This window comes from Pedobacter sp., assembly GCF_045627485.1.
Lineage (GTDB): Bacteria > Bacteroidota > Bacteroidia > Sphingobacteriales > Sphingobacteriaceae > Pedobacter.
This window is the reverse complement of the sequence record NZ_JAZQNU010000015.1, coordinates 1-15,461: the sequence shown is the minus strand read 5'-3', so window position 1 is coordinate 15,461 and position 15,461 is coordinate 1. Positions and strand designations below refer to the sequence as shown.

19 protein-coding genes are annotated in these 15,461 nt (G+C 41.1%); 15 read left to right on the top strand and 4 right to left on the bottom strand.

The window, feature by feature from the left end:
• The first annotated feature begins 66 nt into the window (after positions 1-66).
• From rsgA to ACR2F3_RS00970, 3 genes are read left to right on the top strand one after another with little or no spacing between them, the layout of a single operon-like run.
• A complete protein-coding gene (rsgA, locus tag ACR2F3_RS00980) occupies positions 67-987 on the top strand; it encodes a ribosome small subunit-dependent GTPase A (RefSeq protein ID WP_432708117.1) in 921 nt (306 codons plus the stop codon).
• 15 nt (positions 988-1,002) lie between these two features.
• A complete protein-coding gene (gene dtd / locus ACR2F3_RS00975) occupies positions 1,003-1,455 on the top strand; it encodes a D-aminoacyl-tRNA deacylase (protein ID WP_432708116.1) in 453 nt (150 codons plus the stop codon).
• Positions 1,455-1,781, top strand: a complete 327-nt coding sequence (locus ACR2F3_RS00970; protein WP_432708115.1) for a nucleotide pyrophosphohydrolase — start codon at positions 1,455-1,457, stop codon at positions 1,779-1,781. Before dtd ends, ACR2F3_RS00970 begins: the two co-directional genes overlap by 1 nt.
• Before the next feature lie 50 nt (positions 1,782-1,831).
• Here ACR2F3_RS00970 and ACR2F3_RS00965 read toward each other — a convergent pair whose 3' ends face one another.
• The 4 genes from ACR2F3_RS00965 to rsmA form a co-directional block, all read right to left on the bottom strand.
• Positions 1,832-2,224 (bottom strand): HIT family protein, encoded by a 393-nt coding sequence (locus ACR2F3_RS00965; RefSeq protein ID WP_432708114.1) that lies wholly within the window; start codon positions 2,222-2,224, stop codon positions 1,832-1,834.
• A gap of 14 nt (positions 2,225-2,238) precedes the next feature.
• The gene (gene greA, locus ACR2F3_RS00960; protein ID WP_432708113.1) at positions 2,239-2,712 is read right to left on the bottom strand and encodes a transcription elongation factor GreA; all 474 of its coding nucleotides are present in this window, start codon (positions 2,710-2,712) and stop codon (positions 2,239-2,241) included.
• A 181-nt stretch (positions 2,713-2,893) separates the two neighbouring features.
• Positions 2,894-3,820: an NAD(P)-dependent oxidoreductase gene (locus tag ACR2F3_RS00955; RefSeq protein WP_432708112.1), complete on the bottom strand. Its 927-nt coding sequence runs from the start codon at positions 3,818-3,820 to the stop codon at positions 2,894-2,896.
• 5 nt (positions 3,821-3,825) lie between these two features.
• Complete coding sequence (rsmA, locus tag ACR2F3_RS00950; protein ID WP_432708111.1) at positions 3,826-4,617, bottom strand: 16S rRNA (adenine(1518)-N(6)/adenine(1519)-N(6))-dimethyltransferase RsmA; 792 nt, start codon at positions 4,615-4,617, stop codon at positions 3,826-3,828.
• Positions 4,618-4,717: 100 nt separating this feature from the next.
• On the opposite strand from rsmA, the gene pdxA reads away from it, so the two are divergent.
• The 12 genes from pdxA to ACR2F3_RS00890 all read left to right on the top strand — a co-directional run bounded on the left by pdxA (position 4,718) and on the right by ACR2F3_RS00890 (position 15,308).
• Positions 4,718-5,797: a 4-hydroxythreonine-4-phosphate dehydrogenase PdxA gene (pdxA, locus tag ACR2F3_RS00945; protein ID WP_432708110.1), complete on the top strand. Its 1,080-nt coding sequence runs from the start codon at positions 4,718-4,720 to the stop codon at positions 5,795-5,797.
• A gap of 78 nt (positions 5,798-5,875) precedes the next feature.
• On the top strand, positions 5,876-6,409 hold the full coding sequence (locus ACR2F3_RS00940; protein WP_432708109.1) for a YceD family protein: 534 nt from the start codon (positions 5,876-5,878) through the stop codon (positions 6,407-6,409).
• A gap of 18 nt (positions 6,410-6,427) precedes the next feature.
• Positions 6,428-6,619 carry a 50S ribosomal protein L32 gene (gene rpmF / locus ACR2F3_RS00935; RefSeq protein ID WP_196860909.1) on the top strand — a complete coding sequence of 64 codons (192 nt, stop codon included), beginning with the start codon at positions 6,428-6,430 and terminating at the stop codon, positions 6,617-6,619.
• 99 nt (positions 6,620-6,718) lie between these two features.
• Entirely contained in the window at positions 6,719-7,657 is a 939-nt protein-coding gene (gene plsX / locus ACR2F3_RS00930) for a phosphate acyltransferase PlsX (RefSeq protein WP_432708108.1), read from the top strand.
• Between the two features lie 11 nt (positions 7,658-7,668).
• On the top strand, positions 7,669-8,658 hold the full coding sequence (locus ACR2F3_RS00925) for a beta-ketoacyl-ACP synthase III (protein WP_432708107.1): 990 nt from the start codon (positions 7,669-7,671) through the stop codon (positions 8,656-8,658).
• Positions 8,659-8,726: 68 nt separating this feature from the next.
• Entirely contained in the window at positions 8,727-9,206 is a 480-nt protein-coding gene (accB, locus tag ACR2F3_RS00920; RefSeq protein ID WP_432708106.1) for an acetyl-CoA carboxylase biotin carboxyl carrier protein, read from the top strand.
• A gap of 37 nt (positions 9,207-9,243) precedes the next feature.
• The gene (gene accC / locus ACR2F3_RS00915) at positions 9,244-10,587 is read left to right on the top strand and encodes an acetyl-CoA carboxylase biotin carboxylase subunit (protein WP_432708105.1); all 1,344 of its coding nucleotides are present in this window, start codon (positions 9,244-9,246) and stop codon (positions 10,585-10,587) included.
• A gap of 79 nt (positions 10,588-10,666) precedes the next feature.
• Positions 10,667-11,560 (top strand): twin-arginine translocase subunit TatC, encoded by an 894-nt coding sequence (gene tatC, locus ACR2F3_RS00910; protein WP_432708104.1) that lies wholly within the window; start codon positions 10,667-10,669, stop codon positions 11,558-11,560.
• Between the two features lie 10 nt (positions 11,561-11,570).
• Positions 11,571-12,005, top strand: coding sequence for a ribose 5-phosphate isomerase B (gene rpiB, locus ACR2F3_RS00905; protein WP_432708103.1), 435 nt, complete (start codon positions 11,571-11,573; stop codon positions 12,003-12,005).
• Positions 12,006-12,045: 40 nt separating this feature from the next.
• Positions 12,046-13,641, top strand: coding sequence for a M28 family peptidase (locus ACR2F3_RS00900; protein ID WP_432708102.1), 1,596 nt, complete (start codon positions 12,046-12,048; stop codon positions 13,639-13,641).
• Positions 13,642-13,827: 186 nt separating this feature from the next.
• Complete coding sequence (locus tag ACR2F3_RS00895; RefSeq protein ID WP_432708101.1) at positions 13,828-14,376, top strand: hypothetical protein; 549 nt, start codon at positions 13,828-13,830, stop codon at positions 14,374-14,376.
• A gap of 32 nt (positions 14,377-14,408) precedes the next feature.
• Entirely contained in the window at positions 14,409-15,308 is a 900-nt protein-coding gene (locus ACR2F3_RS00890; protein ID WP_432708100.1) for an IS3 family transposase, read from the top strand.
• The last annotated feature ends 153 nt before the right edge of the window (positions 15,309-15,461 follow it).

Here is a 15,461-nt window from a genome sequence, read left to right as displayed (position 1 = left end):
AGTTATATTTTTCTAATAACCAAATGATTATTAAAAAATATTAAATTGATACCTTTACCGCACAATATGCAAGGATTAGTAATAAAATCAACAGGGAGCTGGTATCAGGTACATGGTGAAGATGGCCACGATTACGACTGCAGGATCAAAGGGAAGTTTAGGATTAAGGGCATACAAACTACCAATCCTATTGCCGTTGGCGATCAGGTAGAGTTTGATATGGAGCCCAATGCTCCTACCGGGGTTATCCATAAATTGTTCGACCGCAAGAACTACATCATTCGAAAGTCTATCAATCTATCTAAACAAGCGCAAATTATCGCAGCGAATATAGATCAGGCTTTTCTTATCGTTACCCTGGCTTCGCCACGAACTTCCTTAGGTTTTATCGACCGCTTCCTGGTTACCTCCGAAGCCTATCGTATTCCAACCATGCTGGTTTTTAATAAACTGGATTTGTTCAGTGAAGAAGGGCTGGAAATTCTAGCCGCTTATAAAAGTATATACGAAAAACTGGGCTATCCTTGTTATGAGGTTTCTGCCTTGGAAGGAACAAACATTGCACAAATCGAAGGCCTGCTTAAAGATAAGACCACACTGTTCTCTGGCCATTCGGGAGTAGGTAAATCCAGTCTGATTAACGTTCTGTTGCCAGGAAGGGATATCAAAACTGGCATTATTTCCGAATCAAGCGATAAAGGACAGCATACAACCACCTTTGCCGAAATGCATACCCTGCCTTTTGGCGGATACCTTATTGATACGCCGGGCATACGGGAGCTAGGAATATTTGACATTAAACCAGAAGAATTGGGCCACTATTTCGTAGAAATGCGTGCCCTGATGAACAAGTGCCGGTTTAACAATTGCAGGCATGTAAACGAGCCAGGTTGTGCAGTCATCAAAGCTGTTGAAGAGGGAGAAATTGCGCCAAGCCGGTATGAGAGTTATCTAAGTATTTTCCATGGCAATGAAACACGCGCCTAAAGAACCAACAAACAGATGAGAGCAGTGATCCAAAGGGTAACGCAGGCCGAATGCCGTGTAGATGAGCAGGTAACAGGTGCTATTGAACAGGGTTTACTGGTATTTCTTGGCATTGAAGATGCCGATACCACCGAGGACCTTGATTGGCTGGCGCAAAAGATTGCAGGCATTCGGATATTTAGCGATGAACAGGGCCTTATGAACAAGGCACTGGCCGATATTAATGGCAATATTTTACTGATTAGTCAGTTTACGCTATTTGCAGCCACAAAAAAGGGCAACAGGCCAGGTTTTACCCGGGCAGCAAAACCCGATAAAGCCATCCCCATGTATAAACAGATGATCAAAAAACTCAGTACGCTGCTGCAGAAAGAAGTGCAAACCGGAATATTCGGCGCCGACATGAAGATCAGCCTGCTGAACGATGGCCCGGTAACCATTACCATAGACACTAAAAACAAGGAATAATGACCATCAAAGAAGCACAGGAAACGGTAGACCAATGGATTACCACCACCGGGGTGAGGTACTTTAACGAACTTACCAATACGGCTATCCTGATGGAGGAGGTTGGTGAAGTAGCCAGGATCATGTCCAGAAAATATGGTGAACAAAGCTTTAAGAAAAGTGATGAGGAAGTAGACCTGGGTGATGAAATGGCAGATGTGCTATTTGTGTTGATTTGCCTGGCCAACCAAACGGGTATCGACCTCACCGCTGCTCTGGAGAAAAACATGGTCAAGAAAAGCATCCGCGATGCCGACCGTCACCACAATAACGACAAGTTAAAATAAAAGGCCAGGCGAATTAACACCTGGCCTCAGTCTTTTAAGTTGAAATAAATTTATAGTTCAGCTCTTATTTTTGCGGCAGCTTCTGCCAGCTCTTCTTCAGAAGGTTTCAGTTTTTCCTTACTAAAGTTCATATCACTTACCGAGTTCAATGGTATTAAGTGAATATGAACATGTGGCACTTCCAGGCCAATAACTGCCATGCCAACCTTTACACATGGAAATGCTTTTTTTATTCCCCCGGCAACTATCTTAGCAAATAAAGTAAGTCCAAAATAACTTTCCTCATCCATATCAAAGATGTAGTCAATCTCCAGTTTAGGAATTACCAATACATGCCCCATGGTTAAAGGACTAACATCTAAAAATGCTAAAAACTCTGTCGTCTCTGCCACTACATGGGCGGGAATCTCACCACTAACAATCTTTGAAAATATAGTTGCCATCTGTTGTTATTTACTTATCTGCTAATTTCTAAAACTTCAAACTCAATTTTCCCTGCTGGAACCTGTATTTCGATTTTATCTCCAACAGATTTTCCTAACAAACCCTGAGCGATAGGTGATTTTACAGATATCTTACCCGTTTTCATATCAGCTTCAGATTCCGCTACCAACTGGTAAGTCATCATGGCTCCGTTTTTTATGTTCTTTATTTTAACGATAGACAAAGCCAATACCTTAGAGGTATCCAGTTTCGATTCATCAATCAGCCTGGCAGTAGAAAGCGTGTTGGTCAACTTTGATATTTTCGCTTCGTGTAAGCCTTGTGCTTCTTTAGCAGCATCATATTCTGCATTCTCAGAAAGATCGCCTTTATCCCTTGCTTCTGCTATCGCCTTTGAGATGAGCTGCCTTCCCGTCGTTTTCAAATAATGTATCTCTTGCTTTAGTTTCTCTAAACCTTCTTGCGTATAATACGTTACCTCTGTCATAGCTCAATTAATTTTATATTATAATTATGTTGTTATGTTAATTTTCCCGATATAATCATTCGGATTTCTCTTAAATACAAACAAGACTATACCGGCCACCAGCCAACATAGTCTTGCTTCGAATTCAAACGAAGATAACAGCGAAATATTACAAAAGCAAATATTTAAGCTGGAAAAATCTTTATAAAGCGGCTAATTTTTCGGCCAGCACTTCAGATATTTTCCGGTAAGAATCATAGGTCCAGCCAGCCACGTGTGGCGTAAGAATCACCTGATCGGTAGCGATCAATTCTTTGTACCAGTCTTGAGCACCCAATGCAGGAAACTTCTCTACTTCAAGCACATCTAAACCAGCACCCAATATGCGCTGCGCCTTTATAGCCGATAATACGGCACGTGTGTTTACTATTTCTCCCCTTGCGGTATTTATAAAAAATATGGGTTTTTTAAAGTGAAACAGGTACTCTTCATCAACCAGTTGTCTGGTTTCCGAAGTAAGCGGAATATGCAGGCTCAACACATCGCTGTGTTTAACAATTTCTTCCATACTTACTTCCTTTGCATATTCATTGGTGAAGCCTGTTTTATATTTATCGTAAGCAATCACGTTAACTTCAAAACCAGCGAGTTTCTTCGCAAAACTCTGGCCCATAAATCCGTAACCAATGATACCTACAGTTTTACCTTTTAGCTCCCAGCCACGGCTGCCTTCACGGTCCCAGATGCCCTGGCGGATCTTAGCTCCGGCCGACTGGAATTTATTCATTAAAGCCAGCAAGAGCCCTGTAGCATGCTCGCCCACAGCGTCACGGTTCCCCTCGGGGGCATTAATCAACATAATATTTTTTGACTGCGCATAAGCCTGGTCAATGTTATCCAAACCCGCCCCTGCCCTGGCTACAAACCTCAATGAATGCCCGGCATCCATTAATGCCTGGTCTATTCTAAATTTAGTCCTCACCGCTATACCAGTGTATTCACCAATAACAGCCATGGTTTCTTCGCGGCTAATATCTGGCCGGTCGTCTACTTCATAACCTAAAGCCTGGGCTTTCGTTTTAAAAATGGGATGAAGGTCATCAACAATTAATATCTTAAGGGCAGCCATAATTCTTATTCAGCGAGCTTATTTAAATGCGTGAGGTGTTGGGTAAGGGTAACGAAGTCAGCCACACTTAGCTGCTCAGCCCTTTTATCGAAAAATGGATGATCATCCATTCTGTCTTTTGAAATTGTGCCAGATAAGGCATTTCTTAGTGTCTTTCTTCGTTGATTAAAACCGCCTTTAACCGTACGCCAGAATAATTTCTCATCACATGGCAACTCTACCGTAGCGTTCCTGGTTAAACGAATAACACCTGAATTTACTTTAGGCGGCGGATTGAAAGTCCCTGGCTTTACAGTAAAAAGGTATTCAATATCATAGTAAGCCTGGATCAATACACTCAGAATACCATACTCCTTGCTTCCTTCTTTAGAGGCACAACGCTCTGCCACCTCTTTTTGGAACATACCCACCATTTCAACCACCTGGTTGCGATGTTCCAGGATCTTGAACAGTATCTGTGAAGAAATATTGTAGGGGAAATTACCGATGATAGCAAATTTACCGGGGAATACGGTTTGTAGATCTAATTTCAGAAAGTCGCCATTAATCAGGCGATCACCTAGTTGCGGGTATTTTTCCTTTAGGAAATGGTAAGATTCTACATCAATATCGATCAAAAAAGTCTCCAGGTCTTCACGGGCAAGTAAAATATCAGAAAGGATGCCCATTCCCGGCCCTACTTCCAGCACCTGTTTATACTGGTCGGTATGCACCAGGCCATTAACAATCTTCCCTGCAATGTTTTTATCCGTTAAAAAATGTTGTCCTAAATGTTTCTTTGCCCTTACCAAACTCATGCTTTCCTGATCTAAGCACGCAAAATAAGCAAAGTTTTACCAGTATCGGACCAACATTATTGTTTAAATCTTGTATTTTGCGCTAAAATCTATTTTGATCATGAGCAATAAAGTTAAAATAGGGATAAGTATTGGTGACATTAATGGCATAGGTTTAGAGGTCATACTCAAAACGTTAGCTAATAACGCCATCCTTGATTACTGTATCCCTATTGTATATGGACATACTAAAGTAGCTTCTTACCACCGCAAAGCCCTGGGCCTACCTGATTTAAACTTCCACATAGCGGCAAGCGCCAGCGCAGCGAACCCTAAAAAGGCAAACATGATTAATTGCTGGGAAGAAGATGTCAAAATCGAACTAGGTTCTTCTACAGAAATCGGAGGTAAATATGCCTTGTTATCTTTAGAAAAAGCGACCGAAGACCTGAACAGTGGTGAAATTGATGCACTGGTAACCGCTCCTATTAATAAATTCAATATCCAGTCAGATACCTTTAAATTTCCTGGACATACCGAATATTTACAGCAGCGCAGCGGCGGTGCCGATGTATTAATGTTTCTGATAAGTGAGGAACTTAAAATTGGTGTTGTCACTGGACATATCCCTATAAAGGATGTTGCAACATCCATCACAAAGGAAAACATTGTACAGAAGCTGAAAATGATTAACGACAGCCTGAAAAAAGACTTCTGGATCGAAAAACCGAAAATTGCTGTATTGGGCTTAAACCCGCATGCCGGCGACAACGGTTTATTAGGCATGGAAGAGCAGGATATCATCATCCCCGCTATCCATGAAGCCTTCGATAAAGGAATCATCTGTTTTGGACCATATCCTGCCGATGGATTTTTTGGAAATGGCACCTTTAAGCAGTTTGATGCAGTGCTGGCCATGTACCACGACCAGGGTTTAGTGCCTTTTAAAACTATTGCTTTCAGTACAGGTGTTAATTATACCGCCGGGCTAAAGGTAGTACGTACTTCTCCTGATCATGGAACGGGTTATGACATTGCCGGTAAGAACCTTGCAGATCCTACTTCCTTCATTGAAGCTATATTCGCGGCTACGCATATTGTTAAAAACAGAAGAGAACAGGAGAGCTTGTTGCGCGGTCAATTGCGAAGCGGTGGCAAAATCATTGAAACCGCCACCGACGTTAAAGACGACGCAAATTAAAAGCGCTAAACATTTTATAAATTCATTTTATAAATGTTAAAATAATTCATACATTTGCGGGCTAAAATTTTGTTACAAGTGAAACCATTAAAACAATTTTCAATCCCCTTCACAGGCTTAAAAATTGGCAAACATCTTTTTGAGTTTGACATTGATAACAGCTTTTTTGATGCTTTTGAGTATGGTTTAGTTAAAAAAGGCCACTTAAAAGCAACGGTAGAGTTAGACAAACAAGAAACAATGCTAATTTTGCAAATCCAGATAGATGGAACAGTAAAATTAGACTGCGATAAATGTTTAGCAGAATTTAACGCACCTATAGCAATTAAGGAGCGTCAAATTGTTAAGTTTGCCGACGAAGACGAAGAAAGTGATGATCTGGAGATCATTATGTTGAATAAAAAAGAAAGTAGTATTGATCTTTCTGCAATTCTTTACGAATTGATCAGCGTATCAGTGCCTTTCATTAAGATATGTGAAGAGAATGGGGATGGCCAGGCCTGCGATCAGGAAATGATTGCAAAACTGGAAGCCTTAGCTTACGGCACAGAACAAAAAGAAGAAACAAAAAATGAAGACCCACGGTGGGCGGCATTAAAAAAATTAAAATAATAATTAAACAAATTAGTAATGGCACATCCTAAACGCAAGATTTCTAAAAGTAGAAGAGACAAAAGAAGAACACACTATAAAGCAGAAGCTCCTTCTCTGGCTACTTGCCAAACCACTGGCGCTATACACGTGCCTCACCGTGCTTATAACGTTGATGGTAACTTGTACTACAATGGCAAATTAGTTATTGAAAACACCTCTATAGGTTAACTTTCTTGAAAAATAGTTTGTGTTTTGCTGGTGTTTAAGTTTAACTTAGACAATCAAAAAAATGCAATAAATGCTGATTACACAAACTGATTTTTTACTATGAGAATAGGTCTCGATATAATGGGCGGGGACTATGCTCCCAAAGCAAATGTTTTGGGAGCAATAGCAGCTCATCAATTATTATCGCCTGGAGAACATTTGGTTCTGATTGGCGATACACAGCAGATTAAACCTTTACTTTCCGAACAAGGATTCAACCCGGATCATTTCGAATACGTTCATACTGACGAAGTAATCGGTATGGGCGATCATGCCACAAAAGCAATCCTTCAAAAACCAAATTCAAGTATTTCCGTAGGATTTAACTTACTTAAAGAAGGTAAGCTGGATTCTTTTGCCAGTGCCGGTAATTCTGGTGCCATGCTTGTTGGCGCCGTATTAAGTGTAAAAACATGCCCTGGCGTACTTAGACCATGTCTAACCAGTTTCGTTCCTAAGCTTGATGGCGGTATTGGTCTGATGGTGGATGTTGGTGCAAATGCCGACTGCAAACCAGACTTTTTATTGCAATTTGGTATCGTAGGGGCACTCTACCTGGAAACCGTGATGCATGTTGAAAAGCCTAAAGTGGCGCTCATGAATCTTGGCGAGGAAGATAAAAAAGGAAATGCTCTAAGCCTGGCTGCTTTCGCTTTATTAAAAGAAAGTAAACAGATTAACTTTGTCGGAAACATTGAAGGAAGAGATTTGTTCAACAAAAAGGCTGATGTAATTGTATGTGACGGTTTTACCGGTAACATCATGCTTAAACTCGCCGAATCTTTTTACGTGCTTACCATGAAAAAAGGCTTTAACGATGAATTCTTCAATCGCTTTAATTACGAAAACTACGGTGGAAGCCCGGTGTTAGGTGTTAACGCACCCGTTATTATTGGACATGGAATATCAAGTCCGCTGGCTGTCAAAAACATGGTAATGCAGTCCAGAGACATGATTACCACAGGTCTTGTAGGCAAAATACAAGACGCATTTAAATAAAAACACATAAAATGAGCAAAGTTCAGGCCGCGATCACAGCGGTTAATGGTTACGTTCCAGAATATGTTTTAACAAATAAGGAACTGGAATCAATTGTGGAAACCACAGATGAGTGGATCACCTCCAGAACAGGAATCAAGGAGCGCCGGATTCTTAAAGGAGAAGGTTTAGGCACCTCAGATATGGCTGTACATGCCGTTAACGGCTTATTAAAAAAACGTGGAATCAGCGCCGAAGACATCGAGCTGATTATTTTTTGCACCACGACTCCTGACATGCAATTTCCTGCTTCTGCAAATATACTCGCCGATAAAATTGGCGCAGTAAATGCCTGGGGTTATGACCTTCAAGCTGCTTGCTCAGGGTTTATTTTTGGATTAGCCACTGCCTCACAGTTTATAGAAACTGGCAAACATAAAAACGTACTGGTAATTGGTGGCGATAAAATGTCGTCTATTATCAATTACGAAGACCGCACAACATGTATTATTTTTGGTGATGGTTGCGGAGCTGTTTTATTGGAAGCCAATGAAGAAGGTAATGGTATTATCGACTCTTTATTACATACTGACGGTTCGGGAAGAAATCACCTGAACATGAAAGCTGGCGGATCGGTAAACCCGGCATCACACGAAACCATTGATAATCACGAACATTTTGTACACCAGGAAGGCCAGGCGGTTTTTAAATTCGCTGTAACCAATATGGCAAATGTAGCTGCAGAAATCATGGAACGTAATCAGTTAAGTTCTGACGACATTACCTGGCTGGTACCGCACCAGGCCAACAAAAGAATCATCGATGCCACCGCAAATCGCATGGGAATTGGAACTGAAAAGGTGATGATCAACATCGAAAAATACGGCAATACCACCAATGGAACCATCCCTCTTTGTTTATGGGAATGGGAGAGCCAACTTAAAAAAGGCGACACCCTTATCCTTGCCGCTTTCGGTGGAGGCTTTACCTGGGGATCCATTTACTTGAAATGGGCATATTAATTTTATCTAATAAAATAATCTTAACTTAGTATTATCTAAGGAAATACATCTTTTTAAAATCACATAAAATGGATATTAAACAAATTCAGGAACTTATCAAGTTTGTTTCTCGTTCAGGCGTTAATGAAGTCGCCATCGAGCAAGTAGACTTCAAGATCACCATTAAAACCAATCAAACGCCTACTGTAATCACTACTACTGTTCCTGCTCAGCCAGCAGCACCAGCACCGGTATTACCTGCAGCGGCGGCAGCACAACCTGCAGCGGTGGAGAACAAACCAGAAGTAAAGCTTGAAGATAATTCGAAATACGTGACCATCAAGTCACCAATGATCGGAACATTCTACCGCTCTTCTAGTCCTGATAAACCTTCTTTCGTAAACGTAGGCGATGAATTCCAGGCAGGTAAAGTGATTTGCATCATCGAAGCCATGAAATTATTCAATGAAATTGAAAGTGAAATTTCAGGAAGAATCGTTAAAGTACTTGTTGATAATGCATCACCAGTAGAATACGACCAACCATTATTTTTAGTAGAACCTATGTAATATTTGCCTATCGGTAAATCATTATCTAATCAATTATATGTTTAAAAAAATATTAATTGCCAACAGGGGCGAAATTGCTTTACGTATCATACGTACCTGTAAGGAAATGGGGATCAAAACTGTTGCAGTATATTCTACTGCCGACAGAGAAAGCCTTCATGTTCGCTTCGCCGATGAGGCTGTTTGTATCGGTCCGCCGCCAAGTAAAGATTCTTATTTAAGCATTCCTAACATTATTTCTGCAGCTGAGTTAACCAACGCTGATGCAATACATCCGGGATATGGTTTCTTATCGGAAAATGCAAAGTTCTCTTCTGTATGCCGTGACTATGGTATTAAATTTATCGGTGCTACCCCAGAACAGATCAACTCTATGGGTGATAAAGCATCGGCAAAAGAAACCATGAAAAAAGCAGGTGTACCTACTATTCCTGGTTCCGAAGGTTTGTTAACCAATGTAAAAGAAGGTATACAAATTGCCAATGAAATGGGCTACCCTGTCATCCTGAAAGCAACTGCCGGTGGTGGTGGCCGTGGTATGCGCGTGGTTTGGAAAGACGAAGACTTCGAAAATGCATGGGACAGTGCCCGTCAGGAATCTGGTGCGGCATTTGGTAACGACGGCTTATACCTTGAAAAATATATTGAAGATCCACGTCATATTGAAATCCAGATTATCGGTGATCAGTATGGTAAGGCTTGTCACTTATCTGAACGCGATTGCTCGATTCAGCGTCGTCACCAGAAACTGGTTGAAGAGGCACCATCGCCTTTTATGACCCCCGAACTAAGGGAAAAAATGGGTGAAGCGGCCATCAAAGGTGCCGTAGCCGTTCAATATGAAGGTGCCGGAACAATCGAATTTTTAGTAGATAAACACCGTAACTTCTATTTCATGGAGATGAATACCCGTATTCAGGTAGAGCACCCCGTTACGGAAGAGGTTATCAATTACGACTTAATTAAAGAGCAAATAAAAGTAGCTTCAGGTATTCCTATTACCGGTAAAAATTATTTACCAGATATGCATGCCATTGAGTGCCGGATCAATGCGGAAGATCCTTTTAATAACTTCCGCCCTTCGCCGGGAAGAATCACCAATTTCCACTCTCCGGGTGGTCATGGTGTACGTGTAGATACACATGTATATGCAGGTTACCAGATTCCTCCAAATTACGATTCAATGATTGCAAAGCTTATCTGTGTGGCACAAACCCGCGAAGAAGCAATCAGCACGATGGAACGGGCGTTGAGTGAGTTTGTAATCGAAGGTGTAAAGACAACGATTCCTTTTCACTTAAAATTAATGAAGGACCCTAACTTCCGGGCTGGTAATTTCACCACTAAATTCATGGAAACCTTCGTATTCACAGAATCCTAATAAACTTTTTGTAATATTTAAAACGTAAATACCATTCTAATAGAACAGAATGGTATTTTTGTTTTAACAAGCAATATTCATGAGCGATAATAAAACGCAGGATCTAATCGATTCTATTAAAAATAAAAGTAAAGCTATCGAGACGGAAATGTCTTTCTTTGACCACATTGATGTGTTAAGAAAACATTTATTACGCGCACTTCTGGTTACTGTCATATTCACCATTCTTGCATTCTACTTTTACGAGTTTATTTTCGAAACCGTAATTATGGGGCCAAAAAAACCTGATTTCTGGACATACAGAATGATGTGTAGCCTGGTAGAAAGTTTCCCTTCCCTGGGGCAAGACTTTTGCATTACCGAAATAAACGGCAAAATCATCAACACGGAAATGGCGGGGCAGTTTACGCTGCAAATCAACTCCTGTATTATGGCAGGTATCGTTTTTGCAGTGCCTTACCTCCTATTCGAATTGTGGTTATTTATAAAACCAGCGCTTCACGATAATGAGCGTAAATCAGCCAGTGGATTTGTCTTTTTCTCTTCCCTATTATTCATTATCGGTATCTTGTTTGGTTATTTCATCATCTGTCCGCTATCCATTAACTTCCTCACCAATTTTTCAGTCAGTAAGGAAATTGAGAACACCTTTACCATAACCTCTTACCTTTCGTCGGTAGCTACCTTAACCATCGGTACGGGAATCATCTTCGAATTGCCTGTAGTTATTTACATCTTGTCGAAATTTGGCATCATGACGCCTGCATTTATGCGGGCCAGCAGAAGGTATGCAGCTGTACTTATTTTAGTGATTGCCGCTATTGTTACTCCCACTCCGGATATGATTACCATGTTGGTGGTAGCTTTCCCTCTTTTTATATTGTACGAACTGAGTATCTTTATTTCGGCTTATATCGAGAAAAAGAGAAATAAAGCCATGAACAGTACAGAACTGCAATCTTATAAACCATAGATAATACATCATGTCAACATCCATTAAAATTGCAATTGGCGCCGACCATGCAGGTTTTGAATATAAAGAAATGCTTAAAGCATTTTTGTCGGACCATGAGGTAACTGATTTTGGCACCGCTACGCCGGATTCAGTTGATTACCCTGATTTTGCACACCCTGTGGCAGAAGCTGTAGAGCGCAATGCCGCTACTTTTGGCATTCTGGTTTGTGGAAGTGCTAACGGTGTGGCAATAACAGCCAATAAACACCAGGGCATACGCGCAGCAATTTGCTGGCAAACAGAAATTGCCGAACTCGCCAGGAAACATAACAATGCGAATATATTATGTATCCCTGCTAGGTTTATTTCCGAAGAACTGGCTAAAGAAATTACTACCCTCTTTTTAAACACCGAATTTGAAGGTGGACGCCATGGTACACGGGTGGATAAAATTTCTTGTTAACAAATAATATTGCAACACATTACATAACGACACACAATTCATGAACAAACACTTTATTTACACCAGTCTGGTGTTATTTCTTGGGCTTAATGCATGTGCTCAAGATAAAACTGCCATTAAATTCAGCAAATCCATTACCAAGGAAAATGCTTACAAACATTTATCGGTATTGGCTTCTGACGAATATGAAGGCCGAGAAACAGGTAAAAAAGGAGCCTTTATGGCCGCTGAATACATAAAAAACCACTTCAAATCCCTGGGTTTGAAAGCACCTGTTAATGGAAGTTATTACCAGCCTGTAGACCTGGCTACCAATAACCTGGTACAAAGTATTGTAACCATCAATGGTGAAGCCAAAGAGTTATTGAAAGATTTCATCATTACCCCAGGCAGTGTAACTGGCGAAGGTTTTACCTTTAACAACAAACCAGTGCTTTTTGCAGGTTACGGTGTTAACAAAGACGGTTACAACGATTTCGCCGGACAAGATCTGAAAGATAAAGTAGTGATGATCCTTGGCGGTGCAGCACCAGCCGACCGCAATGAAATGCGTCAAAGAATGCTTGCACAACGTGAACAGGTAAACTTTCTTACCGAGAACCAGGCAGCAGCGCTTGTGATTGTAGATCCTTCATTGGATGTGTATACTGAACAAACCAAAGAACGTTACCACAATGGTGAAGGCCGTTTGGTAATGAAAACTGCGAAATACCTTAAAGAGCAGACCACTGCCAAAAGCATACCTGTAATTACCATTTCTACTAAAACGGCCAATGAAATTCTAAAAGAAGCTGGAAGTTCGGTAGCTGCTATGGAGAAACAACTTAAAGAAAGCAAACAACCTGCTTCGAAAGTAATTGACGTAGCATTCTGCGCTTCAGCGGTTCGTAAAGAGGTGCCTATCCGTGCCGAAAACGTTTTGGGTTTCTTAGAAGGTTCAGACCCTAAATTAAAACATGAAATATTGGTGATTACGGCGCATTATGACCACATTGGTTTAACAGAATCTGGTGAAGATAGGGTAAACAATGGTGCTGATGATGACGGATCTGGAACTACAGCAGTGCTCATGCTTGCTGAAGCATTTGTTAAAGCTAAAAAAGCAGGTAAAGGACCAAAAAGAAGCATTTTGTTCATGCCTGTTATTGCCGAAGAAAAAGGCTTACTGGGTTCTGAATGGTATTCAGAAAACCCTGTTTTTCCTTTGAAAAACACAGTGGCTAATTTAAACATCGACATGATTGGTCGTGTTGATGCCGACCATGCCAACAACCCTGATTATATTTATATCATCGGTTCTGACATGTTAAGTTCTGACCTGAATAAATTAGGTATCAAAGCCAATGACGATTATGTGAAAATGAACCTGGACATGCGTTACAACAACCGTACAGATCCTAATCGTTTTTATTACCGTTCAGATCATTACAACTTTGCTAAACACGACATCCCGGTAATCTTTTATTTCAACGGTGTGCACCCTGAGTATCATGCCCCAGGTGACGAAATTGAACTGATCGATTTCCCAATGATGACCAGAAGAGCGCAATTAGTATATTTTACCGCATGGGAAATAGCCAATGCTGCTAAACGCCCGGTGGTTGACAAAAACGAAGACGGAACACCAAGAAAATAATTTCTTATCATATTTAGGAGAGGGTGCAGCTGGAAATCAGTTGCACCCTTTTTTATTTATCGGCAAACAGTAATGTTGCCACCCCTCACTATGGCCGAATCAGGTAACTCGAAAAACCTCATTGGAGCCTGGCAAAAATTCTGATTTGTCAATTGTTAAAAAAGCTATACACATAAATCTTAGTGTATGACAACTAAAAAATTAGACACAGCAAAACGGGTTCGCAAATCTGTTGCACATTTTTATGATGAGCGTTTGATTAAAGAAATCGTACAGGCTGTAGAGGATGGCACACCCAGGTTGGCGTTGCGCCAGCAGTATGGGTTCTCTGATGGCTCGCTTTGCCGTTGGATGAGCAAATACGGCTCTCAGGCGTACCAGCAAAGTAAACAGCGCGTTTATAGTCCTTCGGAAAAGCGCGCTGTATTGCGTGCCATTGCCTCAGGGATGAGCATACCAGAGGCCCGGATTAGTTTTGGAATAGTAAGCGCTGTCAGTATTCATTCCTGGATAAAGGAAGAATCGGAAGAAAATTCCGAACTTAGGCTTAGTAATTCTGATGCTATGGCTAAGCAAGTTAAAACCAAAGACAGTGATGAAGTAAAGGCCCTCAAAGAGGCCCTGGCATTCGCAGAACTTAAGAACGTGGCCCTAAATACCATGATCGATATTGCTGAAAGGCAGTTTAAAATTGATATCAGAAAAAAGTCTGGTGCCAGGCAGTCACCGAAATAAAACAAGATTATCCTGGAAATGGGATAAAGAACTTGTGCAGACTGTTTGGCAAAAGCCGTCATGCTTATTATGACCACCAATGGCGTGTTCAGGATCAGGGACTTAAGGATGAAGTTGTCATTCAAAACGTATTAGAGATCCGTAAAACCCTTCCGGCAACAGGCACTTTAAAGCTTCATGAAATGCTTAAAGTGCCGCTGGAAAGCCATAATATCAAGATTGGAATAAGCTACTTGTTTGACTTGATGCGCGAACACCATCTGGGTATTCGCAGGCGTAAGAGAAAAGTTATTACCACCGATTCCAGGCATTGGATGCATAAATACAATAACCTGGTCGGGGAACTGGCTGTTACCCGCCCTGAACAGGTCTGGGCCAGTGATATTACATACATCCGGTTAAGCAATCAATGGGGCTACCTGAGCCTGATTACAGATGCTTATTCAAGAAAAATCATGGGCTATAGCTTTAGAAAAGACTTGTCCGCAAAAGGATGCCTTGATGCTCTGGATATGGCTTTAAAGGCACGCATTTATGCCGACAAGCCCCTTATTCATCATTCTGACCGGGGTTCTCAGTATTGTTCAGGTGCCTACACCAGTCTGTTGATTGAGCACGGGATCGCCATCAGCATGACTGAAAATGGCGATCCTTACGAAAATGCGCTTGCTGAGCGGGTTAATGGCATCATAAAAAACGAGTTCAATCTTCACCAATCAAGTCAGGGCTTTATAGAAACCAGCAAGCGGGTCCAAGAGGCAATTAAAGCTTACAACGAAGTCAGGCTACACGCTAGTTGTGATTATTTAACGCCCGAAAGGGCTCATTTGATGACAGGAACGCTCAAGAAAAGATGGAAAAATAAAGTCTATAAAACAGAAGCAAATCTTGATTGTATAGCTGATATGCAATTACCAAATTTATTTGTATAACCAATACTAAATTAATTTCACACGTGTATAGCTATTTTAATACAAGACAAATACAAGACAGTGCAGCCCTTAGTTAGATCGGCCTTAGAAGGGCGTTAGAAGGGCCTTAGAAGGGCCTTTGAACGGCTGCAGCCCTTCTAAGGCCGGCTAAGC

What these genes read in the sequence shown, in the direction of transcription:
- rsmA (WP_432708111.1), bottom strand. Translation starts at nt 4,617, where the DNA reads ATGAGTTTGGTAAGGGCAAAGAAACATTTAGGACAACATTTTTTAACG.
- ACR2F3_RS00955 (WP_432708112.1), bottom strand. Translation starts at nt 3,820, where the DNA reads ATGGCTGCCCTTAAGATATTAATTGTTGATGACCTTCATCCCATTTTT.
- dtd (WP_432708116.1), top strand. Translation starts at nt 1,003, where the DNA reads ATGAGAGCAGTGATCCAAAGGGTAACGCAGGCCGAATGCCGTGTAGAT.
- ACR2F3_RS00965 (WP_432708114.1), bottom strand. Translation starts at nt 2,224, where the DNA reads ATGGCAACTATATTTTCAAAGATTGTTAGTGGTGAGATTCCCGCCCAT.
- rpiB (WP_432708103.1), top strand. Translation starts at nt 11,571, where the DNA reads ATGTCAACATCCATTAAAATTGCAATTGGCGCCGACCATGCAGGTTTT.
- rpmF (WP_196860909.1), top strand. Translation starts at nt 6,428, where the DNA reads ATGGCACATCCTAAACGCAAGATTTCTAAAAGTAGAAGAGACAAAAGA.
- plsX (WP_432708108.1), top strand. Translation starts at nt 6,719, where the DNA reads ATGAGAATAGGTCTCGATATAATGGGCGGGGACTATGCTCCCAAAGCA.
- accC (WP_432708105.1), top strand. Translation starts at nt 9,244, where the DNA reads ATGTTTAAAAAAATATTAATTGCCAACAGGGGCGAAATTGCTTTACGT.
- pdxA (WP_432708110.1), top strand. Translation starts at nt 4,718, where the DNA reads ATGAGCAATAAAGTTAAAATAGGGATAAGTATTGGTGACATTAATGGC.
- accB (WP_432708106.1), top strand. Translation starts at nt 8,727, where the DNA reads ATGGATATTAAACAAATTCAGGAACTTATCAAGTTTGTTTCTCGTTCA.
- ACR2F3_RS00900 (WP_432708102.1), top strand. Translation starts at nt 12,046, where the DNA reads ATGAACAAACACTTTATTTACACCAGTCTGGTGTTATTTCTTGGGCTT.
- greA (WP_432708113.1), bottom strand. Translation starts at nt 2,712, where the DNA reads ATGACAGAGGTAACGTATTATACGCAAGAAGGTTTAGAGAAACTAAAG.
- ACR2F3_RS00895 (WP_432708101.1), top strand. Translation starts at nt 13,828, where the DNA reads ATGACAACTAAAAAATTAGACACAGCAAAACGGGTTCGCAAATCTGTT.
- ACR2F3_RS00970 (WP_432708115.1), top strand. Translation starts at nt 1,455, where the DNA reads ATGACCATCAAAGAAGCACAGGAAACGGTAGACCAATGGATTACCACC.
- ACR2F3_RS00925 (WP_432708107.1), top strand. Translation starts at nt 7,669, where the DNA reads ATGAGCAAAGTTCAGGCCGCGATCACAGCGGTTAATGGTTACGTTCCA.
- rsgA (WP_432708117.1), top strand. Translation starts at nt 67, where the DNA reads ATGCAAGGATTAGTAATAAAATCAACAGGGAGCTGGTATCAGGTACAT.
- tatC (WP_432708104.1), top strand. Translation starts at nt 10,667, where the DNA reads ATGAGCGATAATAAAACGCAGGATCTAATCGATTCTATTAAAAATAAA.